Origin of the sequence: Sporosarcina sp. FA9, assembly GCF_051550205.1 — a bacterium.
Lineage (GTDB): Bacteria > Bacillota > Bacilli > Bacillales_A > Planococcaceae > Sporosarcina.
The window spans coordinates 1792283-1816919 of record NZ_CP188819.1; the positions used below are offsets into that span (position 1 = coordinate 1792283).

28 protein-coding genes are annotated in these 24637 nt (G+C 36.4%); 23 read left to right on the plus strand and 5 right to left on the minus strand.

All coding sequences use genetic code 11. The annotated features are described in order from the left end of the window. Positions 1-83: 83 nt before the first annotated feature. Positions 84-968 (minus strand): fructose bisphosphate aldolase, encoded by an 885-nt coding sequence (locus ACP8HH_RS08765; RefSeq protein ID WP_438318752.1) that lies wholly within the window; start codon positions 966-968, stop codon positions 84-86. Between the two features lie 319 nt (positions 969-1287). On the opposite strand from ACP8HH_RS08765, the gene ACP8HH_RS08770 reads away from it, so the two are divergent. After that, the gene (locus ACP8HH_RS08770) at positions 1288-2010 is read left to right on the plus strand and encodes a hypothetical protein (protein WP_438318755.1); all 723 of its coding nucleotides are present in this window, start codon (positions 1288-1290) and stop codon (positions 2008-2010) included. An 86-nt stretch (positions 2011-2096) separates the two neighbouring features. On the opposite strand, the gene ACP8HH_RS08775 is transcribed toward ACP8HH_RS08770, so the two are convergent. Together ACP8HH_RS08775 and ACP8HH_RS08780 are read right to left on the minus strand one after the other, a co-directional pair. After that, positions 2097-2858, minus strand: coding sequence for a YibE/F family protein (locus ACP8HH_RS08775; protein ID WP_438318758.1), 762 nt, complete (start codon positions 2856-2858; stop codon positions 2097-2099). Next, entirely contained in the window at positions 2855-3994 is a 1140-nt protein-coding gene (locus ACP8HH_RS08780) for a YibE/F family protein (protein WP_438319088.1), read from the minus strand. Before ACP8HH_RS08780 ends, ACP8HH_RS08775 begins: the two co-directional genes overlap by 4 nt. Before the next feature lie 327 nt (positions 3995-4321). Between ACP8HH_RS08780 and ACP8HH_RS08785 the strand changes: the two genes are divergently transcribed. Both ACP8HH_RS08785 and ACP8HH_RS08790 read left to right on the plus strand, forming a co-directional pair. Then, positions 4322-5701 (plus strand): S41 family peptidase, encoded by a 1380-nt coding sequence (locus ACP8HH_RS08785; protein WP_438318761.1) that lies wholly within the window; start codon positions 4322-4324, stop codon positions 5699-5701. Between the two features lie 183 nt (positions 5702-5884). Beyond that, on the plus strand, positions 5885-6409 hold the full coding sequence (locus ACP8HH_RS08790; protein ID WP_438318764.1) for a D-glycero-alpha-D-manno-heptose-1,7-bisphosphate 7-phosphatase: 525 nt from the start codon (positions 5885-5887) through the stop codon (positions 6407-6409). An 86-nt stretch (positions 6410-6495) separates the two neighbouring features. On the opposite strand, the gene ACP8HH_RS08795 is transcribed toward ACP8HH_RS08790, so the two are convergent. Further along, on the minus strand, positions 6496-6942 hold the full coding sequence (locus ACP8HH_RS08795; RefSeq protein ID WP_438318767.1) for a universal stress protein: 447 nt from the start codon (positions 6940-6942) through the stop codon (positions 6496-6498). A 252-nt stretch (positions 6943-7194) separates the two neighbouring features. Here ACP8HH_RS08795 and ACP8HH_RS08800 point away from each other — a divergent pair, with 252 nt between their 5' ends. The 12 genes from ACP8HH_RS08800 (at position 7195) to ACP8HH_RS08855 (ending at position 18030) form a co-directional block, all read left to right on the plus strand. Next, on the plus strand, positions 7195-9075 hold the full coding sequence (locus ACP8HH_RS08800) for an ABC-F family ATP-binding cassette domain-containing protein (RefSeq protein WP_438318770.1): 1881 nt from the start codon (positions 7195-7197) through the stop codon (positions 9073-9075). 24 nt (positions 9076-9099) lie between these two features. Then, positions 9100-9360, plus strand: coding sequence for a NifU N-terminal domain-containing protein (locus ACP8HH_RS08805; protein ID WP_438318773.1), 261 nt, complete (start codon positions 9100-9102; stop codon positions 9358-9360). Positions 9361-9375: 15 nt separating this feature from the next. After that, on the plus strand, positions 9376-10497 hold the full coding sequence (locus ACP8HH_RS08810) for a virulence factor (RefSeq protein WP_438318775.1): 1122 nt from the start codon (positions 9376-9378) through the stop codon (positions 10495-10497). A 585-nt stretch (positions 10498-11082) separates the two neighbouring features. Next, positions 11083-11967: an ectoine/hydroxyectoine ABC transporter substrate-binding protein EhuB gene (gene ehuB, locus ACP8HH_RS08815; protein ID WP_438318778.1), complete on the plus strand. Its 885-nt coding sequence runs from the start codon at positions 11083-11085 to the stop codon at positions 11965-11967. 68 nt (positions 11968-12035) lie between these two features. Then, the gene (locus ACP8HH_RS08820; RefSeq protein ID WP_438318781.1) at positions 12036-12698 is read left to right on the plus strand and encodes an amino acid ABC transporter permease; all 663 of its coding nucleotides are present in this window, start codon (positions 12036-12038) and stop codon (positions 12696-12698) included. Further along, positions 12695-13384, plus strand: a complete 690-nt coding sequence (gene ehuD / locus ACP8HH_RS08825; protein ID WP_438318784.1) for an ectoine/hydroxyectoine ABC transporter permease subunit EhuD — start codon at positions 12695-12697, stop codon at positions 13382-13384. Before ACP8HH_RS08820 ends, ehuD begins: the two co-directional genes overlap by 4 nt. Positions 13385-13396: 12 nt before the next feature. Then, positions 13397-14173, plus strand: coding sequence for an ectoine/hydroxyectoine ABC transporter ATP-binding protein EhuA (ehuA, locus tag ACP8HH_RS08830; RefSeq protein ID WP_438318786.1), 777 nt, complete (start codon positions 13397-13399; stop codon positions 14171-14173). A gap of 238 nt (positions 14174-14411) precedes the next feature. Next, complete coding sequence (locus tag ACP8HH_RS08835; RefSeq protein ID WP_438318789.1) at positions 14412-14849, plus strand: BrxA/BrxB family bacilliredoxin; 438 nt, start codon at positions 14412-14414, stop codon at positions 14847-14849. After that, positions 14846-15625 carry a class I SAM-dependent methyltransferase gene (locus tag ACP8HH_RS08840; RefSeq protein WP_438318792.1) on the plus strand — a complete coding sequence of 260 codons (780 nt, stop codon included), beginning with the start codon at positions 14846-14848 and terminating at the stop codon, positions 15623-15625. The genes ACP8HH_RS08835 and ACP8HH_RS08840 overlap by 4 nt, the downstream gene beginning before the upstream one ends. Positions 15626-15891: 266 nt before the next feature. Continuing rightward, complete coding sequence (locus tag ACP8HH_RS08845; protein WP_438318795.1) at positions 15892-16479, plus strand: YpjP family protein; 588 nt, start codon at positions 15892-15894, stop codon at positions 16477-16479. A 119-nt stretch (positions 16480-16598) separates the two neighbouring features. Further along, positions 16599-17537, plus strand: coding sequence for a thymidylate synthase (locus tag ACP8HH_RS08850; protein WP_438318798.1), 939 nt, complete (start codon positions 16599-16601; stop codon positions 17535-17537). Between the two features lie 13 nt (positions 17538-17550). Beyond that, positions 17551-18030 carry a dihydrofolate reductase gene (locus ACP8HH_RS08855; RefSeq protein WP_438318801.1) on the plus strand — a complete coding sequence of 160 codons (480 nt, stop codon included), beginning with the start codon at positions 17551-17553 and terminating at the stop codon, positions 18028-18030. A 23-nt stretch (positions 18031-18053) separates the two neighbouring features. Here ACP8HH_RS08855 and trhA read toward each other — a convergent pair whose 3' ends face one another. Continuing rightward, positions 18054-18689 (minus strand): PAQR family membrane homeostasis protein TrhA, encoded by a 636-nt coding sequence (gene trhA, locus ACP8HH_RS08860; protein WP_438318804.1) that lies wholly within the window; start codon positions 18687-18689, stop codon positions 18054-18056. A gap of 72 nt (positions 18690-18761) precedes the next feature. Between trhA and ACP8HH_RS08865 the strand changes: the two genes are divergently transcribed. The 8 genes from ACP8HH_RS08865 to ACP8HH_RS08900 all read left to right on the plus strand — a co-directional run bounded on the left by ACP8HH_RS08865 (position 18762) and on the right by ACP8HH_RS08900 (position 24618). Then, positions 18762-19601 (plus strand): DegV family protein, encoded by an 840-nt coding sequence (locus ACP8HH_RS08865; protein WP_438318807.1) that lies wholly within the window; start codon positions 18762-18764, stop codon positions 19599-19601. A gap of 32 nt (positions 19602-19633) precedes the next feature. Then, positions 19634-20449, plus strand: a complete 816-nt coding sequence (locus ACP8HH_RS08870) for a GDSL-type esterase/lipase family protein (RefSeq protein ID WP_438318810.1) — start codon at positions 19634-19636, stop codon at positions 20447-20449. Positions 20450-20461: 12 nt separating this feature from the next. Continuing rightward, a complete protein-coding gene (locus ACP8HH_RS08875; RefSeq protein WP_438318813.1) occupies positions 20462-21037 on the plus strand; it encodes a YpmS family protein in 576 nt (191 codons plus the stop codon). A 13-nt stretch (positions 21038-21050) separates the two neighbouring features. Beyond that, positions 21051-21581, plus strand: coding sequence for a peptide-methionine (S)-S-oxide reductase MsrA (msrA, locus tag ACP8HH_RS08880; RefSeq protein ID WP_438318816.1), 531 nt, complete (start codon positions 21051-21053; stop codon positions 21579-21581). Beyond that, positions 21578-21997 (plus strand): peptide-methionine (R)-S-oxide reductase MsrB, encoded by a 420-nt coding sequence (msrB, locus tag ACP8HH_RS08885; RefSeq protein WP_438318819.1) that lies wholly within the window; start codon positions 21578-21580, stop codon positions 21995-21997. The genes msrA and msrB overlap by 4 nt, the downstream gene beginning before the upstream one ends. A 31-nt stretch (positions 21998-22028) precedes the next feature. Next, positions 22029-22253 (plus strand): YozE family protein, encoded by a 225-nt coding sequence (locus ACP8HH_RS08890; protein ID WP_438318821.1) that lies wholly within the window; start codon positions 22029-22031, stop codon positions 22251-22253. Between the two features lie 79 nt (positions 22254-22332). Next, positions 22333-23037 (plus strand): purine-nucleoside phosphorylase, encoded by a 705-nt coding sequence (deoD, locus tag ACP8HH_RS08895; protein ID WP_438318824.1) that lies wholly within the window; start codon positions 22333-22335, stop codon positions 23035-23037. Between the two features lie 81 nt (positions 23038-23118). Beyond that, positions 23119-24618, plus strand: a complete 1500-nt coding sequence (locus tag ACP8HH_RS08900; RefSeq protein WP_438318827.1) for a S41 family peptidase — start codon at positions 23119-23121, stop codon at positions 24616-24618. Positions 24619-24637 lie beyond the last annotated feature (19 nt).

Below are 24637 nucleotides of genomic sequence, written 5' to 3' on the forward strand. Positions count from 1 at the left end.
GTAATCGTTTGTCTGCATAGTGATTTGTCGATGTTCTTTATATTGGAACAAAAATTGCTATTTCATGTAAAAGCTGATTTCAATTAAATTGATGATTCATAAATGGATAGGACGGCTTTTTCAAGTGTGTCGTTAAATTCGTCATCTGTTTGATTCGCATTTAAGTCTTGGCTTAGAGCTCTTGAAAAACTTGCGATGAGACCGTCATTTTCTTTTAGCTTAGCATTGGCTACATCTGTAGTATAACCGCCTGATAATGCTACGACTCGAACTACTCTAGGGTGGTCGATTAGCTCTTTATATAAATTTTCTTTTGTTGGAATCGTGAGTTTCAACATTACATTTTCATGATCTTCTAATTGGTCGAGATGTTGTAGAATTTCTGTTTTTAAAAGTGCTTCGCATGCTTCTTTATCTGCACTGTGAATATCGACTTCTGGCTCAATAATTGGAACCAGGCCAAAAGTGATGATTTTTCTCCCAATATCAAATTGCTGTTCAACGATTGTTTTTATACCTTCTTCATTTGCCTCATAGATGACCGACCGCATTTTCGTTCCAAAAATATGACGTTCGTTTGCTCGACTTAGAATGTCATCTAAATCTGTAATTGTTTTCATGAGTTGAACGCCATTTTCTTTTTCTGAAAGACCTTTATCAATTTTAAGAAAAGGTGCGATGCCTTTTATGTCCGCTAAATAATCCGCTGTAAACATCCCATCAATTTCACTTTCCATCGTTTGTTCAAACAGAATGGCTCCAAGAATATACTCTGAATTAAAAGCAGGTGAAGTGATGATCCTTGTGCGCATTTCATGCACTAAATCAAACATTTCTGTGTCATTTGAATATGCATCTTCGGAAATGCCGTAAGCTCCAAGTGCCTTGGGTGTACTACCACCACTTTGATCTAAAGCAGCGATAAAACCTTTTCCCTTTGTTACCTTGTCTAATTGTTTTTCAATCATTCCATTCACTCCTCTTTCCTATTTAATATAGTACTAAAGAATACAGTTTGTGACTGACATGAATCTCCGGGTTAACAACCATTTTACCATATTTTGAACGACTCCTGTCAGAATAAAGAATACAATGCACTTTTGTTCACTGCACAGGTGCTCTTTTAGGTTTTCACAGATTTAGCCCCTTGAGTGGCTGCATTTGGTTAGGTGATACATCTATAGTGTTGAAACAATATTTTCGGAAAAACAAAATAAATTTAACGTTCCTTTAACATTCAGCTTCTATTATGAAGTATATAGGTTTAAATGAATGGAGGTTAACGTTATGAAGAAGAATTTATTTCAAGGTTTTTTTATTATTACATTAATTGTACTACTGTCAGGATGTAGCGGAACAGAAGGATTAATTGAAAGTGCAGAAAATCTTATTAAAAATGTCGATAAACTAGTACAAGAAGAAACGGCTAAAAATAAAGACATCGATAGTGAAGAAAGTAAGGATAGTGAAAAATCCACAAGTGAAGGAAAAGTCGTAACTTCTAAAGAAGGTAAAGTTGATGCGGCTAAGGATGAACAGGAAGGTGAAGACCCCGCAACGATGTTTGACGAGGATGAGGATGAAGGATCGGTATCTCCGGATCACTACACTGAAGTATCCCCTTATTATGATTTATATGACGGTGAAATCGATCCACCAAATGGATATTTTCTTCCTATGTATGACGACTGGCAATTAGTATCAGTCATTATGGACGGCTCTGGCGATGGATGGCAAGGGAAATTTTGTTATGATTCAGATCCCTATTACGTCGCTTCACAATATTTTGCGGATTTAGAAGACTTGGGATTGACGGTTCAAGAATCTTGGTATGAAGATTACAGCCCAGCAACGGCAGAAGAATTTGATCATAGAAGGTACGCCTATTACTATGGTGCTAACTATGACGGAATCATCGATGGATTAAACTTGGGAATTAACGGTAAAATTGAATTCTTCACAGATTCACGCGGAGAGTATTGTGCTGTCTCTACATTTTATCTACCATAATTAATCGAAAAGCCAGATTCCTTACGAATTTAAAATCGTAAAGAATCTGGCTTTTTATTGTTATGGAATCTTTATATCAAGTCCAACTATTTATCTTTAACTTTCAATAAATAATAGGCATTGATCCACGAGCTGATTGGGATGACTAGTGCAACGCCTGTACCCGCACAAAGAATCAGCATTAATTCCGAACTAAATATTTTTGAATTAATGATTTCACCAATGGAATACGATAAATCTTTAAACCATATTAATAAAGCCAAGTATCCACCGAAAAAGGCAAAAAATAAAGTATTTGTATCCGTTCCTAAAATATCTTTACCTATATTCATGCCTGAGTTGAACAAATCTATTTTACCAATCTTAGGATTATGCTTAACAATTTCATGCATGGAAGAGGCGATCGAAATGGCGACATCCATGACTGCACCAATTGTGCTCAAAATAATGACGGAAACCCCTATCTTCATGAAATTGATGCCAATATATAAAGAATATCCGCTAATTCCTTCTGTTTCTTCTTCACCGAAACCTTGAATCATTAATAATTTCGACACGAAGACGATGAATATGAGTAATAGTACAGTGGTAATCATTGTTGAAATGAATGCGATAATTGTCTTTCGATTTACTTTATTAATATAAAAAAGGCTAATGCATCCAATCAATACACTTGCTATGAATGTTAGAAGGATAGGATTCATATCTGGATTCATCATAAATGCTAAAGTGAAAAAAATGACCCCGAAATTCAGGAATAAAGAGACGAAAGAACGTACACCTTTCTTTCCTCCTACCATAATCATTAATACCAACAAAATGATTGCGAGCAACACAATTACATTCATAAGCGGGCCTGCTTTCGTTTAATGAAGAAGATGGACATATAAACGCCAATTGGAATCGTCAGTACAATACCGATTCCACCAGCTAGAGCACGTGCGATCTCCAATGAGAGGTTCATGGAGAACGTGAATCCCATAGGAGTTACATTTTTGAAAGAAAGAACAAGCATTGGAATCGAACCACAAACATAGGCAAGGAACAATATATTTGTAATTGTGCCCATTATATCTCTTCCAATTTCCATGCCAGACTCTTTTAATGCTTTGATGGATATTTGATGATCTTTCTCGTGTAAAGTAAAGATAGAGGAAGATAATGTAATTGCAATATCCATAATTGCGCCAAGTGAGCCGATAAACAGACCACCCATGAACACCAGACGGTAAGGCCGAGTTAAGTATTGCATTTCTTCATAGCGCAATCCCTTGTCCTCCAAGATCCAAAAAACAAATGCGGTAATGGCTAGCGAAGTCAACGTGGCAACAAGAGTCGCTGCAATCGCCGCATATGTTTTTTCGTCGAAACCACTGACGAATAATAACGAGGTGATTGTAAATAAAAGAATGCATACTCCGCATATGGCCAATAGATTGATGGAAGAATATTTGACGTAAATATCCAATGCAAATGATAGAATTAGTACATTAATTGTAAAGCTGATAATCGCAAACAATCCTTGCCTTTTGCCAACTATCAATAGAGCAAAGATGAAAATCCATGCAATGATTAATGCATGTTTATCGCGTTTTACGTCTGTTATGATACCAGTTAACTGCGAATTAGGTTCTGAATTTTCATTAGGTATGACAAATAATTCGTTTCCAACTCGATATTCTTGATCATAAGCACCAGACAATGAGTACTCATTTATCAAGTGTATTTCCTGTCCTTTTGCATCACTATTTTTTAAAACAGCTGTAATTTCCTGCTTAAATAACATATCTTCATTATTATGCCGATCGGTTATCGGTTTAGATTCTATTAGGACCGTTTGAATGACCTTAGCAATTGGACGATCGTAAAATGAATAGTTCTGATTTACAAATAAAATTGAAGTAATAAGAAGAAAAAGAAGTAGGATAATAAACAAACCCTGTTTTGATGTTAACTTTCTAAGTCTTTGTATAAGCACATTCAATACATCTCCTAGAATCTTTTTCAGTAACCATAACATAAGCTACCTGCGAGGAACACAATCACGTATGTTTTATATAGCTGTCGATACACTGTGAAATTAGCTTGGACTACCAACAAGAAGATTGACGTGAAATGTTAATCATTTTTAGGGTGAACAACATCTAAATGGGAAGAATTCTATTGAATCACTGTTCAAGATTTCTAAACTTTATAAAGACTAATATACTCCTTAATAAGTTGTGATAATATAGTACTAGTACATTATTCTATCAATACGTTATACAATAGTGTATTGATATACAAACAGAAGTAGGGGAGATGAATTTATTTGTTGAAATATTTACAATCAATTTGCTTCGCATTCGCTATGATTATCATCGTTCAACCGCATGTGGCATCAGCGGATTCGATCGATGAAATACGAGAACTAGTCCATACATATTATGTCGATAATGTATCAAAAGACTTATTAAATCAATCAACCGTAGAAGAAATCGTAAGCAACTTAGACAAGCATTCCATTCACATGAGCGCGACAGAATATAATACCTTTATTAACACAATTGAACAAAAACTAATTGGTATCGGAGTTGTTTTGGAAGAAGATTTGGAAGGTGTACGAATTCTTTCTGTTGTTCCAAATGGGCCCGCCGAACGTGCTGGTATACAATCAGGTGATTTAATTACAAATGTTAATAATGAAAGCTTGGTAGGGAAGACAATACAATCAGCTGTTTCACTAATAAGTGGTAAAGAAAAGACAAGCGTGTCTCTCACTTTTTTTCGACCTAGCACAAATAAGATTTATATTCAAAAGTTGATTCGAGAGGAAATTATTTTAGAAAACGTTAAATCTTCGATGCTTGGCGGAAATATTGGATATATTCGTCTCAATAGCTTTTCAACAGAATCGAAAAAAGAATTGAATCAAGCAATTTTGAAGTTGCAAGGAGCCAACGGATGGATTATCGATATTCGAAACAATGGTGGTGGTTTTGTAAATGTAGCCCAAGAAGTTACAGGATTTTTTCCTACATTAGATAAAGCTTTTCAACTAGTTGGTAAAAACAAGGAATCAATAATTTTTGACGTAATCCCACAAGAAAACAAATTGAATGCACCTATTCATTTATTAGTGAATGAGTTTAGCGCAAGTGCTTCTGAAATGGTTTCAGCGGCTATAAAAGAAAAAAATGCAGCTGTTTTATACGGACAGACTACTTATGGTAAAGGTACGATGCAATCTATGTACCCTTTAAGTGACGGAAGTGTTTTAAAATTAACGACAGCAAGATTCTTTTCGCCTAACGGTCAAAGTATAAATGAGGTTGGCATAAGTCCAGATGTACGTACAGAAATTGGCGAAGAGCTTGAAGTTGCACATTATGATCATTTGAAAAAAAGTCTAGATGGATATAATAAATTAACGACACTAACAAATATTCCTGTTACAAAAGAATTCACAGTAAAAATGAATATAGATATTGAGTGGAACAGTATAGAACAGGACGGAATTCAACTCATTCAATTGGGTGGGGAAAAGGTAGAAGTTGAGTTTGATGTTATCAACGATAAATCAATGAAAATAATTCCTAAAAACAAGTTAATCTCAAAAGGGAAATACTTGTTGATCATTCATCCGGAAATAAAAGATAAATTGGGTCGATTAATGGAAAAGGGGGTTTATCTAGAAATCACAGTAAATTAACAGTACCAGAATCCCATTTACTATGTGCATTGTGAATTACTTCCAAGAACATGGTAGGTACAACCAATTCATTGTCGTGTGCAACAACCACTTAATTAATCTTGAGCATCTTCGTAAGACACGATTGGAAATATGCTTTGTGTACATACTAGGCATTAATATAAAAATAAGGAATGGTTATTTGTGAAAAAAGCAGTGTTCTTAGATCGAGATGGTGTCATTAATGAGGTTCTAACCGACCGTGTGAAGTTTGTAAATCGACCAGAGCAGTTGTTTTTTTTACCTAAAGTGGCAGAAGCCATACGGCAGTTGAATGAAGTATTCGATTATGTATTTGTTGTCACCAATCAAGGTGGTGTTGGACTAGGTTTTATGAAGGAATTGCAATTGCAGAAAATCCATGATCATATGGTGGCCGAGTTACAAAAAGAAGATGCAATAATAAAAGAGGTTGCATATTGCCCACATAAACCGAAATCGGGCTGCGCTTGTAGAAAACCGAATAGCAAGATGATTGAAGATCTTGCTGAAAAATACGATGTAGAGCTTGCTATTTCCTATATGGTTGGCGACACAGATACGGATATTCTTGCGGGAAAAAAAGCTGGGACGAAAGCGGTCTTTATCGGAAAGAATGATTCGAACGCAGATGCAACATTACCAGACCTTTTAAGCGCGGTAGAGTGGATTCTTAATGATGTAATCTAGCTATTTTAACTTATTAGATAAAAAAGTTGTCTTGCTGACCAGAATAAACTGGTGCAAGACAACTTTTTCTGCATTTCACATAAAAATCACACTTCAGGTGTACGAATAACGAGCACATCACATCTTGCGGTACGAACAATGCTTTCAGAAACGCTACCGATAAAGAATCGTTCTACAGTATTTAAACCGGTTGCCCCACAAATGATTAAGTCAATATGTAGATTCTTGGCAATATCACGAGAAATCATCGTTTTGGGAGAACCATACTCTACCATCACACTTACTTTACTAATTCCAGCCGACTCTGCTTCTACCTTATATTCATTAAGAAGGTCGACTGCGAATTTGTTTGCAAGTTTAGCATTTTCTCGATCATACGTTTCAACAGCTGAATAAGAACGCGTATCCACGATATTCACAAGATGCAATGCCGCATTATTTTGTAAAGCTATTGCAATTGATTTTTTAAAAGCCATCTCGGATTCTTCAGAACCGTCAATTGCAACAAGTATCTGACTGTATTGTAATGTCATTTAGTTTCACTCCATTCAAATTGTTGTTCTTCTGTTTACCTTTTCGTTAAAAAGGATAGAATACCCTTTTTAATTACTTTATTTCATTCTAATCGACAATTGTGTTACCCATATTTGTACTAATACTTTTGCATCATCCACTGTGCTTTATGCTTTATTAATAAAATACCCCACTTAAAAGCCCGTACCCTTTCAATCCCCCCCAACAATCGGCTATAATGAAATGTAGCTATTAGAAATGGATGTGAAGTCATGAGTCAATTGATCGTTGAAAACCTGACAAAATCGGTTGGGGAAAAAACGTTGTTTAAAGATATTGCATTTACAATTGCTAGCGGGGAGAAAGTAGGACTCATCGGCATAAATGGTACAGGAAAATCGACTCTTTTATCCATAATTGCGGGAGTTGATGGTGCTGATACAATTTCAATGGATCATCCGAATAAATTTAGGATTGCTTATTTACCGCAAGAACCTGCCGAAGATCCTAATTTAACGGTAATGGAGACAGTGTTTCGAAGCGATGCACCTATAATTCAAATAAACTTAGAGTACGAACATGCACTTGAAGCACTTTCCGCCAACCCTGAATCTACTGCAAACCAGGATCGCTATGGGGTAGCACAAAATAATATGGATGGTCAAAATGCGTGGGATATTAACACAAAAGCACGGACGATACTTTCTAGACTCGGCATTGAAACGTTCGATAAAAAGATGAGCGATCTTTCGGGTGGTCAGCAAAAACGTGTATCATTAGCAAAAGTTCTTATTGAACCTGCAGATTTATTACTGCTGGATGAGCCTACCAACCATCTTGACGTCGAATCCATAACATGGCTTCAAGATTATATGAAGAATGAACAAGGAGCAGTAATCTTTATCACACATGACCGCTATTTCTTAGATGGTATTGCAACCCATATTTATGAAATTGCCGATAAAACATTGTATTCTCATACAGGTAATTACGGGGATTATATTGAAGCCAGAGCTTTACGTGAAGAGATGAATGCGGCTACGGATGATAAGCTTCGTAATCGTTATCGAACTGAATTGAAATGGATCAGACGTGGTGCTAAAGCTAGATCTACGAAACAAAAAGCACGTATTGATCGTTTTGATGATTTATCGGAAAAAATGAAAAAAGACAATAATGATGGAACTGAAATGGAAGTAGCATTGAAATCAACTCGACTCGGAAAGAAAGTAATTGAAGCTATCGGCGTTTCAAAATCTTTTGGCGATAAAATGATTATTGATGAATTTTCTTGCTTACTTCAATCAGGTGACCGAATTGCAGTTGTCGGTCCAAATGGTGTTGGTAAAACTACATTGTTAAATATGTTTTCCGAAGAAAGTGTGCCTGATTCAGGTGAGTTTGATAAAGGTTCTACTGTGAAAACTGCACATTTCCAGCAAAACGCACCATTTATGGACCCGAATAAAAGAATCATTGAATACATCCGAGAAACTTCGAATGATATTGAGGATGGGTCAGGGGTACGTATATCTGCCAAGCAGATGCTTGAGAGATTTTTATTCCCAACATCAGCTCACGGAACTCCTATTGGTAAACTATCTGGTGGAGAACGAAAGCGTCTCTATTTATTGAAGTTATTAATGGAGCAACCAAACGTTCTTCTACTAGATGAACCTACAAATGATCTAGATTTAGAAACCTTGTCTGTTTTAGAAGGTTTTATTGATACATTCCCAGGCGTTGTCATTACAATTTCACATGATCGATTCTTTTTAGATCGAACGTCTACGAAGCTATGGGTACTTGACGGCTCCGGTAAAGTAGATGTATGGATGGGCATTTATTCGGATTTCTTGGAAAGCTATGTTCCATCAAAGGAAATCAGTCTTCCAGAAGTCATTGCGATTGAAGAACCAAAACTTAAAAAGCAAGTAAAGAAAATGACCTTCGCTGAAAAAAAGGAATGGGAAACAATTGAAACAGAAATGAAAACAACAGAACTTGAAATTGCAACTACTGAAACAACTATGGCATCCACAGGCTCTGATTACGACAAGCTAAGGGAATTAACTGGAACTCTTGAAAAGTTAAATATTCAATATGAAAAACTATTCGAACGTTGGACTTATTTACAGGAACTAGCAGATTAAAATTGATTAAAGGGGGAAATACAAATGAAAATACTAACAATTGAACCAACACCAAATCCAAATTCCATGAGAATTGTTCTTGAAACAGAATTACCATCTGGAACGAGCTACAACTATACTAAAGCAGATGCGGAGACAGCAGCTGAACCTATGTCTCAAGTGCTTAATATACCTGGAATTAATGGAATCTATCATGTAATGAATTTCATGGCCGTTGAAAAAACGAGCGATGTGGAATGGGCTGAAATTCTACCCCAAATCCAATCGATTATTCCAAAAGTATAAAGGGGGTCATCTACCTTGAAAATTGTAACTGTCGAACCCACTCCAAGTCCAAATTCGATGAAAATTGTAGTCGATACGGAACTACCTATGGGAACTTCGTTTAATTATAAAAAAGACGATGCGGCAACGGCACCACACCCACTGTCAGCCTTACTTGCGATTAATGGAATTCGCGGCATTTATCATGTGATGAACTTCCTTGCTGTTGAGCGAGCTGGTAATGTAGCCTGGGAAACGATTCTTTCTGATGTGCAATCGGTATTAAATGACGAACAAGGGGAAAAGTCCTCTTCAGAAGTTGCTGCGGATGATAATTACGGAGAAGTTTATGTGCATGTACAAACATATAAGGATATTCCACTTCAAGTAAAAGTCTTTGATAGTTTATCTGAAGAGAGGTTTGGGCTTTCTGAGCGGTTTTTGCAGGCGATGGATAAAGTGCACGGTGCAGAAGTAGAGAACTATATTCTACTACGTAAATGGGCCGATTATGGAATCCGCTATGGTGAGAAATCTGAACTAGGAATAATTGTAGTTGCAGAGGTTGAGGCGGCTTATCCGGATGAGCGCTTGAATGAAATCATTAACAAATCCAGTGAAGGGCATTCGGATGTAATCCGACGTGGGCGAAAGATTACTCTTGAAGAATTTTCGATTGATGAATGGGAAAAAAGATTTCAGCTGCTCGATCAAATGACCAATCCCGACACTACGGATTTTGCCGTACTTGATGCTGCATTAAATGATGAGAAAATGTCGATTCGACGAATTGCCACAGTATATTTAGGGATGATTGAAGATAAAGCGGTTGTTCCATATATTGAAAAGGCTCTTTTAGATCGAAGCTGGGCTGTAAGACGAACGGCCGCAGATTGTATGAGCGATTTAGGGTTTGAAGAATTTGAACCAGCAGCCGTAAAAACACTTTGTGACCGTAACAAGCTTGTTCGATGGCGCGGTGCAATGTTTTTATATGAAACAGGCACTGAAAATGCATTACCCGCTCTGCGGGAAGCAGAAGATGATCCAGAATTCGAAGTGAAGCTCCAAATTCGAATGGCGATTGAACGAATTGCAGAAGGTGAAGATGCAAAAGGTTCCGTTTGGAAACAAATGACAGAAGCACGTGAATCATAAATAATATTTACGTCAGCAAATGAGACAACCATTTGCTGACGTATTTTTTCGGGAAAAATTAACTAGATTAACTAGTATATATAGTTCGAGAATACTAAGCATTCAGTATAACCTTAAGATAGACTTATAATTCTATCAATAAATCAATAATAATTAAAGTTTCACAAATCATCCACATTTAAATAAAGGTGCTAAATGGAATAAAATAACTGGAAAATAAAATGATTACTATTTTACTTGGAAATATATTAACCGCTAAATAAAGTCTTTAAAAACAACCGAAAGTAGCTAGATTTTTAATCATAACAAGCATTAAGTTCGATAATCGAGAAAAAAACAAACAAATGTACATTGGCTAAAACCCTGTAATATGACCAATTTTCCAGTAATTTAAAAAAAAATTAATTATTTTATATATAAATCCAAACATGATGCCAGGTCATATGCCATGTACGTTTGAAAAACATTGACAATTTAATAAATCTATTGTAGTTAGATTATATGATTTGAAGTTTAAATTTAGCTATGTTACGTTTTAGTAGTTAAGTAATTCAATAGTATTTGAAAAAACATTAGGAGGATATTGTGAAAAAGTTATTGTTGGCTTTAAGTGTTTTTAGTATATTGCTTCTCGTCGCAGCTTGTGGTTCTGGTGGATCGAAAGATTCAAGTAGTGAAAGTGTTTTAGAAAAACTGAAAAAAGTAGGAAAAGTAAAAGTTGGTTTTGCAAATGAAAAACCGTATGCATATGAAGATGAAGATGGAGAGTTAAAGGGTGCCGCGGTTGAAATCGCTAAACAGGTGCTTAATAACCTTGGTATAGAAGAAGTTGAAGGGCATCTCTCAGATTTCGGAAACTTAATTCCTGGTCTTGGTGCTGGCAAATTTGATTTAATTACTGCAGGTATGGCGATAACGCCGGATCGTTGTAAAAACGTAAGATTTGGTGAACCTGAGATCCAATATGGTGAAGGTCTCATTGTCGCCACGGGAAACCCTATGGAACTTAAAAGTTATAAAGATATAGCTGCAAATCCAGATATAAAAATTGCAGTTATGAGTGGTGCAACTGAAATTGACTTCTTAATACGCGAAGGTGTAGATGAAAGTCAAATTATGAAAGTACCTGATATACCTGCTTCTTTTTCAGCAGTTGAATCAGGAAGAGCGCATGCAACTACTGGTACTGAAATGACAATTAAAATGGCATTGGAATCAGCCAACCAAGATAAGTTAGAATTTGTGAATGATTTTACACAACCTGAAATTGAAGGTAATCCAAGCTTTGGTGCTGCTGCATTCCGTATAGACGACGATGAGTTTAGAGAAGCATACAATGCTGAATTAGCAAAATTGAAAGAAGAAGGTAAGATTGAAGATCTTATAACACCTTCTGGATTTAGTGCCGATATGAATGTTGTGGATGTAAATCTAACGACAGAAAGTATTTGTAGTGGTGAAAATTACTAAATAAAATGAGGGGGCCACGCCTTTTATAGGTTTGGCCTTTTCTTTATTTCAAAAATGGAGTTGTTCTAATGAGTTCCACAATCGATATTTCATTCGTATTGCTTAAAGGCATTAAAGTAACACTCATTGTTTTAGTGTTTTCAATACTACTTTCAACTATTATTGCATTTGTGGCAGGACTATCTAGAGGATCTAGTAATTTCTTATTAAATAAGTTTACTGGTTTCTATGTTGAAATCTTCCGCGGAACGTCATTAATTGTCCAACTTTTTTGGTTTTCCTATGCCCTACCTGGTTTGTTTAATATCCATTTAGGTAGTGATATATGGGCTGGTATATTGGCAATTTCGTTAAATTACGGCGCTTATATGTCTGAAATCGTTCGTAGTTCAATTAGTTCAGTTTCAAAAGGTCAATCTGAAGCGTCTATTGCGTTAAATATGTCGAAGTTTCAACGGATGCGTTTCGTTATTTTGCCACAGGCAGTGCGGATGATGTTACCTGAATATGGAAATTACTTAATACAAATTTTAAAAGGGACATCACTTGTCTCATTAATAGGACTAACGGATATTTTGTATTACGGAAATATATATAAAAGTACACATTTATCACAAACACCGAGTGTCTATTTTTTTGTATTAATATTCTATTTTATACTGGCACTTCCTTTAATCGCGTTTACGCGTAAAATGGAAAAAGTGTCTAAGAAAGGGGTTGTACAAGGATGACTTGGAGCTGGGAAGTCTTTTTTGAAGTAATTCCAATCATATTTAAAGGACTGTGGATAACACTTGGTTTAACAATTGCTAGCTATCTCTTTGCTGTTGTGTTCGGCTTCTTTTGGCTATTGGTAAATCAAATTCCATTGAAAGTAGTTCGCTGGATTGCTAGATGGACTGCAGAATTTATAAGGTCCACTCCACCACTTGTTCAGCTATTTTTTATTTATTATGCGTGGCCGATGGTACCCGTTGTCGGTGTTTCACTCAACCCTTTCGCAGCAGCAATAATCGGGTTAGGTATTCACTTTAGTACGTATTTGTCTGAAGTATATAGATCAGGTATTGAATCGGTTAATAAAGGTCAATGGGAAGCTTCAACTGCACTAAATTTGTCAACGAAAGACAAATGGCTAAAAGTAATATTACCACAAGCGATACCTCCAGTAATCCCAATGCTTGGTAACTACTTAATCATCATGTTTAAGGAAGTTCCATTAGCTTCAACGATTGGTGTTGTTGCGATGCTTCACTTAGCAAATGATTACGGTGCACAACATTGGAAATATGTTGAGCCATTAACGGTTGTAGCAATATTCTTTTTGATTTTAAGCTTTCCGGCAGCAATGCTGATTAAGAAACTAGAAAATAAATACAATCGAGATTTCTCGAAAAAGTCTGCTACTGATATGTGAGGAGAATTAATAATGGAAGAACCTATTGCACAATATTACGATATACACAAATCATTTGGAAATATTGATGTTTTAAAAGGCATCGATTTAACGATTAAACCTGGTGAAAAAGTAGCGTTAATTGGGCCCAGTGGTTCTGGAAAAACAACAATCATTAGGTTGCTCATGACGCTCGAACAACCCACATCTGGGAAGATGGAAGTGAACGGGAAAAACTTATGGCAAATGAAAAAAAACGATAAGCTTGTTCCTGCAAATGAAAAACATTTACGCGAAGTTCGCGGGGATATTGGAATGGTTTTTCAGCATTTCAACTTATTTCCGCATATGACGGTATTGGAAAATTGTATGAGTGCCCCTATAAATGTAAAAAAAGAAAGTAAAGAATCTGCTCGTAAACATTCATTAGAGATACTTGGAAAAGTGGGTCTCGCTGAAAAAGTAAACTTATACCCTGATCAGTTATCGGGTGGTCAAAAACAACGAGTTGCAATGGCGAGAGCATTGGTCATGCGTCCAAAAATCATGTTGTTTGACGAAGTAACCTCTGCACTCGACCCTGAGCTTGTTGGTGAAGTACTCGAAGTAATTCGTGACTTAGCAGATGATGGCGATATGGCAATGGTTCTTGTGACGCATGAGATGGATTTTGCAATTGATATCGCGGACCGCGTGATATTTCTGAACGAAGGCGTCATTGAAGCAGACGGCACACCTTCAGAAATCATAGAAAATCCAGAAAGTGAACGTTTGCAAGACTTTCTAAGCCGGTTTAGATCTAATCATTGAATGTAGGGAAGTCCCAAGTTGTTATATTTATACAACTTGGGACTTTTTATCGTTTTGAATAAACTACGCAACGTTTTAACCAAACCTCGCAATGGTTACGAAATACTTCGCAACACTCAAAATAAACCCGACAACTTTTCAAGTAATAGTATCTCTTGAATGAAAAGATTGGATTAAAGCTGTATATTGGAATAGATACAAAGAGAATTGGAACATATTTTTGGAAGGGGATACAATAATGAATGCTTATGATGAATATATGAAAGGCATCGTTAAACCGATGCGAGAAGAACTTGTGCAACATGGCTTTACGGAGCTAACGAGTGCGGAAAAAGTTCAAGAAACGATGGATAAATTGGAAGGTACTGCACTAGTGGTTATTAACTCTGTTTGTGGCTGTGCGGCGGGTCAAGCTCGACCAGCAGTTAGAGAAGCTCTAAGTTCGACTAAGAATAAACCAGATCATTTATTCACAGTTTTTGCTGGCCAAGATAAAGAAGCTACTGCGATGTTTAGAGATTACTTTCCAGAAGTTCCACCTAGTTCACCTTCAATCGCTTTGTGGAAAAATGGCGCTCTTGCGTACTTTATTCCAAGAGAACAAATCGAGAATTCCCAAATGGAGCAAATAAAAGATCATTTGACAGGTGTTCTTGAGCAATTTTGCAACGAATGAAAACAGTCATTACAACAAGTGGTAGACCCAGTTATCCAACTAGCTTACTTGCGAAAGAGGCAGCAAATATACTTGGTTATGAAATTGTCGAACGAAACAAACAATCGATAAAAAGTATTCAAAAGATAAATGACTCGAATTGCATTGTGGCTGGAAAAGATCGTTTTGAACTGTACCGAATTGGAATGGAGAAACCTTTTTTCTTCCATCCCAATTCGGCAGCTTTTCGGTTGAAGCGACTCATCAAAGGTGAAACGGATCCTTTAATAGAAGCAACTCAATTAAAAAGTGGAATGTCTTTTTTAGATTGCACACTTGGACTAGCGTCGGACAGCATCATTGCCTCTTATATCGTTGGTGAATTGGGCAATGTTACTGGGGTTGAATTAGATCGTGACATTGCATTCATAACGATGAAGGGATTGCTTTCGTTTCCATCTAAATCCAATAAGCTAATTGACGCTATGCATGGTATACATGTTGTTCAAGATAATGCTATTAATTACTTGAAAAAGCAATCCGATTCTAGTTGGGATATCGTTTACATTGATCCTATGTTTAGTGATCCGATTAATGAATCTTCCAATTTCACCCCATTAAGACAAGTAGGTGCAAAAAACGCTCTAACTGAATTATGGTTGGAGCATGCCTTACGTGTTTGCAAAGAAAGGGTCGTTATCAAGGATCGATTTGATTCTCCAGTATTTGAACAATTCGAATTTAAGAGATACAATAGACCGAACACTAAGTTTCATTTCGCATCACTCGAAAAATGAAAAAGCCGCCTCTCCCAAAAAGGAAGTGACGGCGTTTGCGAATTAGTTTGTAAAGTTTAGGGAGCTCAAATAAATAACTAAAGCGAGCATTCCCAGACCGATAAATAATTCAACATTCATCAGTAAAAACCTCCTTCAAAAAAAACGGACATTTATCTACATATTTATTGTACAATGAAAGTTACAAAGAAGAAACCTTTTGATAACTAATTCGTCAAAGTAACTTAGAGTGTTAAAAAATCGTACACAATTGCAGGTGAGAATCTATGAAAAAATGGTTGCAGAAATCGCTTATTGCCTCTGTTGCGCTCCTGACTTTTGGTGTAATTAATCCAGGTCATGAAATATGGACGCTCTTACAAGACAAAGACGATGCTAAACAAATGGATGCATCCCGGTTTGAACAAACATATGATATTGATTTTACCGAGACCAAACCTCTAGACCCTGTTGAATCGATTGAAGAATATCTAATCTCGTCAGCAAGAGATTTATCTTTCATGAAATTCGGTTCTAGAATAGGGCCTGTTATTTCGGATGAATTTAATGAGGTCATTTTCCCTAAAATTGATGAGGCTATTAGAATGACATTAAGAGAATCTGATGATTTACATAAGCGTAGGATATCAATAAGCGAAAAACCTGCCGGAGATTATTCTGAAAAAGTCTTTCACATTTATGATATGGATAGAAGAAAAGACATCATTCGTTTTCATGTTCGGACTGAGAAACGACCACAAGACGGTTTCTTTTTCAACTTCCATTATCACATATCAGACGACAATTTTGTGGCACACCATACAATTGGAGACATTTATTGGTCGAAAAATACACCACCGAAATGGTTATCTTAAATCCCATTTCAGTGGTGTATTTTTAAATATCTAAAGTGAAATTACTATTACTGAATGCTATTTCTGTTATACTAAAGGTTATTTTTGTATACTTAAGATTAATGCTAGGAGGATATTTTATGAAGCAATATTTAGAGTTATGTAATCACGTTCTTGAAACGGGAACTAAAAAAGAAGACAGAACAGGCACGGGGACGATTAGTGTTTTTGGATATCAAATGAGATTTGACTTAAATGAAGGATTTCCATTAATGACTACTAAAAAAACTGCATTTCGATTAATTGTTTCTGAACTTTTATGGTTTCTAAAAGGAGATACAAATGTTCGCACACTTATTCAAGATCGCAATCCTATTTGGGATGAATGGGCGTTTGAACAATGGATTTCTAGTGACGAGTATACAGGCCCCGATATGACCAACTTTGGGCTTCGTGCTGTGAACGATGCTGAGTTTTTAGAAGTCTATAAAAAGGAAATGAATTTATTTAAAGAACGTGTCCTAGAAGACGAACAGTTTGCAAATAAATATGCAAATCTTGGTCCTGTGTATGGGAAACAATGGCGTTCTTGGTCAGCAGGAGAAGGTTCAATCGATCAAATTTCAAATCTTATTGAGGGCATTAAAACAAATCCCGATTCCAGACGTCATATTGTTACAGCATGGAACCCATCGGAAGTAGACAATATGGCTCTCCCGCCTTGTCATGCATTGTTTCAGTTTTATGTTTCTGATGGTAAATTATCTTGTCAACTTTATCAAAGAAGTGCTGATATCTTCCTTGGTGTTCCATTTAATATTGCGTCTTATGCACTTCTCGTTCATTTAATTGCCCATGAGTGCAATTTAAAAGTTGGTGAATTTGTGCATACACTCGGAGATGCACATATTTATTCTAATCATTTGGACCAAGTGAACGAACAACTTTCACGTGAACCTAAAACATTGCCCACGGTAAAAATCAACATAGAGAAGTCTATTTTTGATATGGAAGTAGCAGACATTGAATTGGAAAATTACAATCCACACCCGAGAATAAAAGCACCCATTGCCGTATAAAGGAGCGATATAGATGATTTCACTATTAGTAGCCCATGATTTAAATCGGGTAATCGGATTAAATAATGATTTACCATGGCATATCCCTGAAGATTTAGCCTATTTTAAAAAAATGACGCTTGGAAAAGCAATTGTTATGGGACGTAAAACATATGAGTCAATTGGAAGACCCTTGCCCGGCAGATTAAACATCGTTCTTACAAAAAATGAAAATTACACGGCTGAAGGGGTTCTTGTTTTTAGTGACTTAAAATTAGCGATTGAAAAAGCACGAGAATACAATGAAGAGGTCATGGTCATCGGTGGATCCGAAATATTCAAATTGGTATTGGATGTTGCAGACCGCTTATATATCACAGTTATCGAAAAACATTTTGAAGGTGACACGTTTTTCCCCTCATATGATTCAGAGTGGAAAATCAGCTCTACTTCTGAAAAGGAAGTATCTGAAAACGGTATTCCTTACACATTTTTTGTTTATGAAAGGAAATAAAACGAAGAACACAGCAAATCGTTTTATGTATAAAAGAGAATACTGAAATACATGAATGCACTTCCAGCAAGTACAAAGAGGTGCCAAATTGCATGATTGTATGGAATTCTCCGTACAGCATAAAAAACTGAACCGAATGTATACAGAAGTCCTCCTATGACCAAAAGTATAAAACCATCAAATGTTAAGTTCAGATAAAGTGGTTTGATGCCTATTAGCACTAACCAACCCATTACAACGTAAAAGATAAGTGAAATATATTCAAACCGGTGAATAAAGAAGACTTTAAATAGAACACCCAAAACAGCAAGGCCCCATATTATCCCGAAAAGTGTCCAACCTAGAGAACCTTTAATTACAATTAGGGTAAATGGAGTATAGGTCCCTGCAATGAGTATATAAATTGCGGAGTGATCAAGAATCGAAAAAAGTTTCTTGAATTTAACAGGCATACTATGCAGTAGTGTACTCATAAGGAAGAGTAGGAGCATCGAGCTTCCGAAAATAGTATAACTAACTATATGAATCGTGGAACCATATTCAACTCCTTGTAAAATAAGGATTATTAATGCAGGTATTGTAAGAAAAAAACCGATGCCATGTGTGATGGCATTCCAAAGTTCTTCTTTACTTGTTTTAAAGTCGAATGATGTCGTCATAATAAAACCTCCTATGAAATGATTATATAGAAAAGCATGAACTAATTCCATAACTAGAGAGGAGATCATCCAATGAAGAAAGTATATATTGTTACAGATTCTACAGCAGATTTGACTGAGGAGGATATCAAAAAATATAATCTTCACATTGTGCCTTTAACACTTTTAATTTCTGGGGAAACATATGTGGATGGAGTCGATGTATTACCAGAACAATTTCTTAGAATGATGGCATCAGCCTCAGAATTACCAAAAAGCTCACAACCAGCTGTTGGTGTTTTTAAGGAGCTTTATGATGAGCTAGGTAAAGATGGTAGTGAAATAATTTCAATACATATGACAGCTGGTATGAGTGGAACTGTAAAATCTGCTCAGGCGGCAGCTGAAATGACAGATTCAAAGGTAACTGTCATAGATTCAATGTTTATTTCCCATGGCTTATCTTTTCAAGTACTTGAGGCAGCTGAAATGGCAAGTAGAGGAAATACTAGTTTAGAAATTGTTAAGCGTTTAGATTCTGTTCGAAAACAAACAACACTTTTTGTTGTTGTTGATGTATTAGATAATCTTGTTAAGGGCGGGCGTATCGGCAAAGGCCGTGCACTGATTGGTTCGTTACTTAATATTAAACCGATTGCAACTCTGCAGGATGGGGTATACACTCCTGTGGCAAAAGCACGTAGTCATAAACAAGTTGTTGCACATTTATTCAAAGTCTTTACCGAGGAAACAGCGGGTAAAATAATTCGCGGTGTAGGTATTTCTCAGGCAAATGGAATGAAAATGGCTGAACCCCTCAAAAAACTAATTGAGGAATCGGGTGTGAAAGAAGTTAAGCTTACATTTACTTCTCCGGTTATTAGTACGCATACAGGAGAAGGCGCTATCGGTTTTATGTACTACACAGATTAAAGAAGCAACTTTCAAAGAAAAGGGGACTTTATGTGAGAAGATTAGTTATTGTTGCTTTGGTCTTCTCTATGTTTTTGTCTGGCTGTCAATCAGCTTTTATTAAACCTACAGAAATAAGCACGGAACGAACTTCCACTGCATTTAAAGAGTGGGTTGTTCCAAACTTTTTTATATCAAAGCAAATACGAGTTGTCGGACTTGGGGATTCACTTACACAAGGTGTCGGAGATGAGCTTAAAAAAGAGGGCTATTTTGGACGGGTAACAAATGAAATGTTTGAATGGAAAGGTGTAAAAAACGTCAAAACGGATAACCTTGCAAAAAGGGGTAGCCGGAGTGAACAGCTAAACAAAAAGTTGGAAGACCCCGATGTCAAAAGGACCGTTGAAAAAGCTGATGTTATTTTAATAACAATTGGTGGTAATGACTTAATGAAAGTCGTTAAAAAAAACCTTTTTAATTTAAAGAAGGATCCTTTTTACGAAGAACTTAAACATTTCGAAACAAACTTAGATGAACTTTATGGAATAATTAGAGGACTGAATAGCGATGCAATAATAGTATTAGCAGGACTTTATAATCCACTATCCCTTGTAACAGATGAAGCGAACGATTTTGAAGGTATTATTGAAGAGTGGAACAAAGCAATCGAAGCACGTACTGTACTCGATAATAAATCGTGTTTCGTGCCTGTTACGGACCTATTCGATTCAAATACAGCTATGGTATATCACACTGATTTTTTTCACCCAAATGCAAATGGCTATAATTCAATGTCTAAACGTTTTATGGAGAAAATTAAAAGCTGCGATTTGCGAAAACTTTCGGATGGGGAATTGGATATGTAGGAGGCTAATCTCGTGAATATTTGGAAAGCTGGATTTTTTATATTGAGTGGACTTGTTGTTGCTAGCATTGTTGCACTTGTTATGTATATTGCTGATCCTGGTGATTCGGAAGAAATTCCTTCCGGTAAAGTGGCAAGTGCTTCGAGCAATCATTTAGTTGTGAGAGCTACAAAAAAGGATTTTGAGGGAATTGCCAATACCTATATTAGTAAAGCGATGAATGGAGAAAAGCTACCCGTTAACATGGAGATAGGCAATGATATTGTGTTATCATCAGAGTTAACTGTATTCTCGATAACTATGCCTGTAACAATGCATTTTGACCCAATTGTCCGTGAGGATGGAAATTTAATTTTGAAACAATCATCCGTAGAAATTGGTAAGTTGAATATTCCTCCATCTACTGTGTTAAAGATATTGAAAGACTCTGTTAAATTACCACCATGGATGATTGTTCGACCAAAAGAAGAAGAGTTATTTATAGATCTTTCAGCAATAGCTCTTTCGGGTAATTTAAAGGTGAAAGCAAAAGAGTTCAATTTAGAGAACGATGAAATTCTTCTAGAAATAATTATTCCAAATGAATAAGGAGGTATAAATTATGACTCTGTCGAAAGCAACATTTGCAGGTGGCTGTTTCTGGTGCATGGTGAAGCCGTTTGACCGTTATGATGGAGTGGAGACAGTAATTTCCGGATATACGGGTGGTGATGTTGAAAACCCTACGTATGAGCTTGTCTGTACAAACAAAACGGGACATCGTGAAGCAGTACAAATTACATTCGATGAAGACAAAATATCCTACAATGAGTTACTTGATATTTTTTGGCGTCAAATTAATCCTACAGACTCAGGAGGACAGTTTTTTGACCGAGGAGAATCTTATAAAACCGCAATTTATTATCACACTGAAGAGCAGAAAGAAGCGGCTGTACAATCAAAAGTAAATTTAGGGTCATCAGGCAGATTCGCAGAACAAATTGCAACAGATATTTTACCTGCAAAAGTATTTTATGCAGCTGAAGTTGGACACCAAGACTATTATATGAAGAATCCTACGCATTACAATCGGTACGCAGTTGGTTCAGGTAGAGAGAATTTTAAAACAGAAAATTGGAGGGACAAGTTATGAGTGAAGATCTAAAAAAGAAATTAACGGATATCCAGTATTATGTAACTCAAGAAAACGGCACAGAACAACCATATAAGAACGAATTCGATAATCATTACGAAGATGGTATTTATGTAGATATTGTTTCTGGTAAACCTTTATTCAGCTCTAAAGACAAGTATGATGCTGGATGTGGATGGCCTAGTTTCACAAAATCTATTGAAGATGCTGAAGTAATTGAACACTTTGATGATACACATGGTATGCGACGAATTGAAGTACGTTCGAAAACTGCGGACTCACATCTTGGACATGTGTTTCCAGATGGACCTGAGGAAAACGGATTGCGGTATTGTATAAATTCTGCAGCGCTTCGTTTTGTACCAGTACAGAAACTTGAAGAAGAAGGTTATATCGAATATACTCGTCTGTTTTAATTGGGGGAGTAACTAAAAAGGGGTTGAACGGATGAACCGATCTTTTTACCAGTTCACTCTTTCGTTTCGTGCAGGGGGAAAAGATAATTTAATGGCACAGTTTGCTGAAGCTATGTTTAAAGATCTTAGTTTCCCAAAAGATGAGACTGAATTTGATCCATTATCACGCTACATCGAAGAAAAAGTAGACGATTGTATGCTGTCTACTGTATTCGATGAATTATATAAATTATATGAAGAAAGATTGAATCAATAATCACTCCTCTCTTCGTTGCATTAAGAATGCAGAGAGCGTATTATTAGAAGAGAAAATTTGAAAGTGGGGTCTGTATTTTATGAGTATACATATTAATGCAAAAAAAGGTGATATCGCTGAAACTATTTTACTGCCTGGGGATCCACTCCGTGCAAAATACATCGCTGAAACATTTTTAGAAGATGTAAAACAATACAACGAAGTTCGAAACATGTTTGGTTATACCGGTACGTATAAAGGCAAACGTATTTCCGTACAAGGAACTGGAATGGGTGTACCTTCTATATCCATTTATATAACTGAACTAATGCAAGAATACGATGTCCAAAAACTAATTCGTGTCGGAACTTGTGGAGCAATTCAAAAAGACGTAAAGATACGTGATGTTATTATTGCGCAAAGTGCATCAACTAATTCACGTATGAACCAAATAATTTTTGACGGTAATGATTTTGCACCAACGGCAAACTTTGACCTTCTTTTAAAAGCATATAATGCTGGTATTAATAAAGGGTTAAAAATGAAAGTTGGAAACGTATACACAGAAGATTTATTTTACAATGAATTTGCAAATCATGAAAAATGGGCACAGTATGGCGTTCTAGCAGTCGAAATGGAAGCTGCCGCACTTTATACACTTGCTGCAAAGTTTGGTCGTCAAGCTCTAGCGATATTAACAGTAAGCGATCATATTATTACAGGCGAATCAACATCTTCAGAAGAACGTCAAATTACATTTAACGATATGATTGAAGTTGCTCTAGAAGCTTCTCTAATGGATTGAAATCCTTAATGGGGAACCGTTTACTTAGTTGCGGTTCTTTTTCCATTTATTTATTTTGCGCAGGAGAAAGTAGGGAGCTGGATGGACGATAACGAAAAAAATGAACATGAAGAAAAAACTGTTCCAAATGAAGTTCAACAACAGAAGAGAACGATACAACTAAAACCGTTCTCGTTCGTTATGCTTATAATCGGACTCGTTTTAGCTACAATTGGCGTAACGTTTTTTGTGCTTACAACTGGCGAAGATAAAGTAGTAGAAGTTGGTTCACCAGTTCAAACGGTTGACCGAAAAGAATTTAAAAAATTGTATGACGCTTATGATGAAATGAAAGACAAATATTTTCAAGACATTGATGAAACTGCAGCTATTGACGGTGCAATCAATGGAATGATTGATTCACTTGGAGATCCTTATTCCGATTATTTAAACGAAGAAGAGGCACGTCAGCTCAATGAAAGCATATCCTCTACTTTCGAAGGCATAGGAGCTGAAATTCAGGAGAAAGACGGTTTCATTTCTGTTGTTTCACCTATTAAGAATTCGCCAGCTGAACGGGCAGGCATATTACCACTTGATAAAATTATTGCGGTTGATGGAGAAAGTATACAAGGAATGTCGTCATCCGAAGCAGTCCTTATTATCAGAGGAGAAAAAGGTACCTCGGTAACTCTTACTGTTATGCGCGGTGCCGCAATTGAACCTATGGAAATAAAGATAACGCGCGATGTCATTCCAATTGAAACAATTTATGCCGAAATGCTTGGAGATGGCATTGCCCATATTCGCATTACAAGCTTCTCTAACGGTACATTTGAAGAATTGTTACTTGCATTGGACGATATGGAAGAACAAGGCATGAAAGGATTAGTCATAGATGTGCGACAAAATCCTGGAGGCTTATTGGATATCGCTGTCGAGATCTCCGATTTATTTGTACCGACGGGTAAAAACATATTCCAATATGAACTCAAAAACAAAAAGCCGATTGTGACTACTGCTCAAGATACAAGAAAGATACAAGTACCCGTTGCCTTAGTTATGGATGAAGGAAGTGCCTCAGCCTCAGAGATACTTGCTGCAGCACTCAGTGAGTCTTCCGATATTCCACTAGTTGGATTAAAAACATTTGGTAAAGGCACTGTGCAATCACCAACAAACTTACCAGATGGTTCGAACTTAAAACTTACAACTGCTAAGTGGCTTACACCAGATGGCAATTGGATACACAAAGAAGGTATAAAACCAGATATTGAAGTTCCATATCCATCATACGCAATGCTCCCTTATTTAGATCCTGCATTGGAAATGAAAGAAGGATTACTTTCTCCAGCTATTAAATCTGCCGAAGAGATGCTTGCAGCAATTGGTTACGATCCAGGAGAACTGGATGGCTTATTTGATGAAAAAACTAGTGATGCTGTGAAAAACCTACAAGAAGACTTATCAATTGAACCTACAGGAATTTTAATAGGGGATACGACATATGGTCTAATGGAAAGATTACGCGAGAAGATTAAAAAAGACGATCCACAGTTATTAAAAGCAAAAGAAATTCTTCTTGAAAAAGCAGGAAAATAAAAGAAGAGCGTCCGTTTTT

Coding starts and splice junctions, on each gene's coding strand:
- ACP8HH_RS08765 (WP_438318752.1), bottom strand. CDS start 968: ATGATTGAAAAACAATTAGACAAGGTAACAAAGGGAAAAGGTTTTATC.
- ACP8HH_RS08770 (WP_438318755.1), top strand. CDS start 1,288: ATGAAGAAGAATTTATTTCAAGGTTTTTTTATTATTACATTAATTGTA.
- ACP8HH_RS08775 (WP_438318758.1), bottom strand. CDS start 2,858: ATGAATGTAATTGTGTTGCTCGCAATCATTTTGTTGGTATTAATGATT.
- ACP8HH_RS08795 (WP_438318767.1), bottom strand. CDS start 6,942: ATGACATTACAATACAGTCAGATACTTGTTGCAATTGACGGTTCTGAA.
- ACP8HH_RS08800 (WP_438318770.1), top strand. CDS start 7,195: ATGAGTCAATTGATCGTTGAAAACCTGACAAAATCGGTTGGGGAAAAA.
- ACP8HH_RS08805 (WP_438318773.1), top strand. CDS start 9,100: ATGAAAATACTAACAATTGAACCAACACCAAATCCAAATTCCATGAGA.
- ACP8HH_RS08820 (WP_438318781.1), top strand. CDS start 12,036: ATGAGTTCCACAATCGATATTTCATTCGTATTGCTTAAAGGCATTAAA.
- ehuD (WP_438318784.1), top strand. CDS start 12,695: ATGACTTGGAGCTGGGAAGTCTTTTTTGAAGTAATTCCAATCATATTT.
- ehuA (WP_438318786.1), top strand. CDS start 13,397: ATGGAAGAACCTATTGCACAATATTACGATATACACAAATCATTTGGA.
- ACP8HH_RS08835 (WP_438318789.1), top strand. CDS start 14,412: ATGAATGCTTATGATGAATATATGAAAGGCATCGTTAAACCGATGCGA.
- ACP8HH_RS08840 (WP_438318792.1), top strand. CDS start 14,846: ATGAAAACAGTCATTACAACAAGTGGTAGACCCAGTTATCCAACTAGC.
- ACP8HH_RS08845 (WP_438318795.1), top strand. CDS start 15,892: ATGAAAAAATGGTTGCAGAAATCGCTTATTGCCTCTGTTGCGCTCCTG.
- ACP8HH_RS08850 (WP_438318798.1), top strand. CDS start 16,599: ATGAAGCAATATTTAGAGTTATGTAATCACGTTCTTGAAACGGGAACT.
- ACP8HH_RS08855 (WP_438318801.1), top strand. CDS start 17,551: ATGATTTCACTATTAGTAGCCCATGATTTAAATCGGGTAATCGGATTA.
- trhA (WP_438318804.1), bottom strand. CDS start 18,689: ATGACGACATCATTCGACTTTAAAACAAGTAAAGAAGAACTTTGGAAT.
- ACP8HH_RS08865 (WP_438318807.1), top strand. CDS start 18,762: ATGAAGAAAGTATATATTGTTACAGATTCTACAGCAGATTTGACTGAG.
- msrA (WP_438318816.1), top strand. CDS start 21,051: ATGACTCTGTCGAAAGCAACATTTGCAGGTGGCTGTTTCTGGTGCATG.
- msrB (WP_438318819.1), top strand. CDS start 21,578: ATGAGTGAAGATCTAAAAAAGAAATTAACGGATATCCAGTATTATGTA.
- ACP8HH_RS08890 (WP_438318821.1), top strand. CDS start 22,029: ATGAACCGATCTTTTTACCAGTTCACTCTTTCGTTTCGTGCAGGGGGA.
- deoD (WP_438318824.1), top strand. CDS start 22,333: ATGAGTATACATATTAATGCAAAAAAAGGTGATATCGCTGAAACTATT.
- ACP8HH_RS08900 (WP_438318827.1), top strand. CDS start 23,119: ATGGACGATAACGAAAAAAATGAACATGAAGAAAAAACTGTTCCAAAT.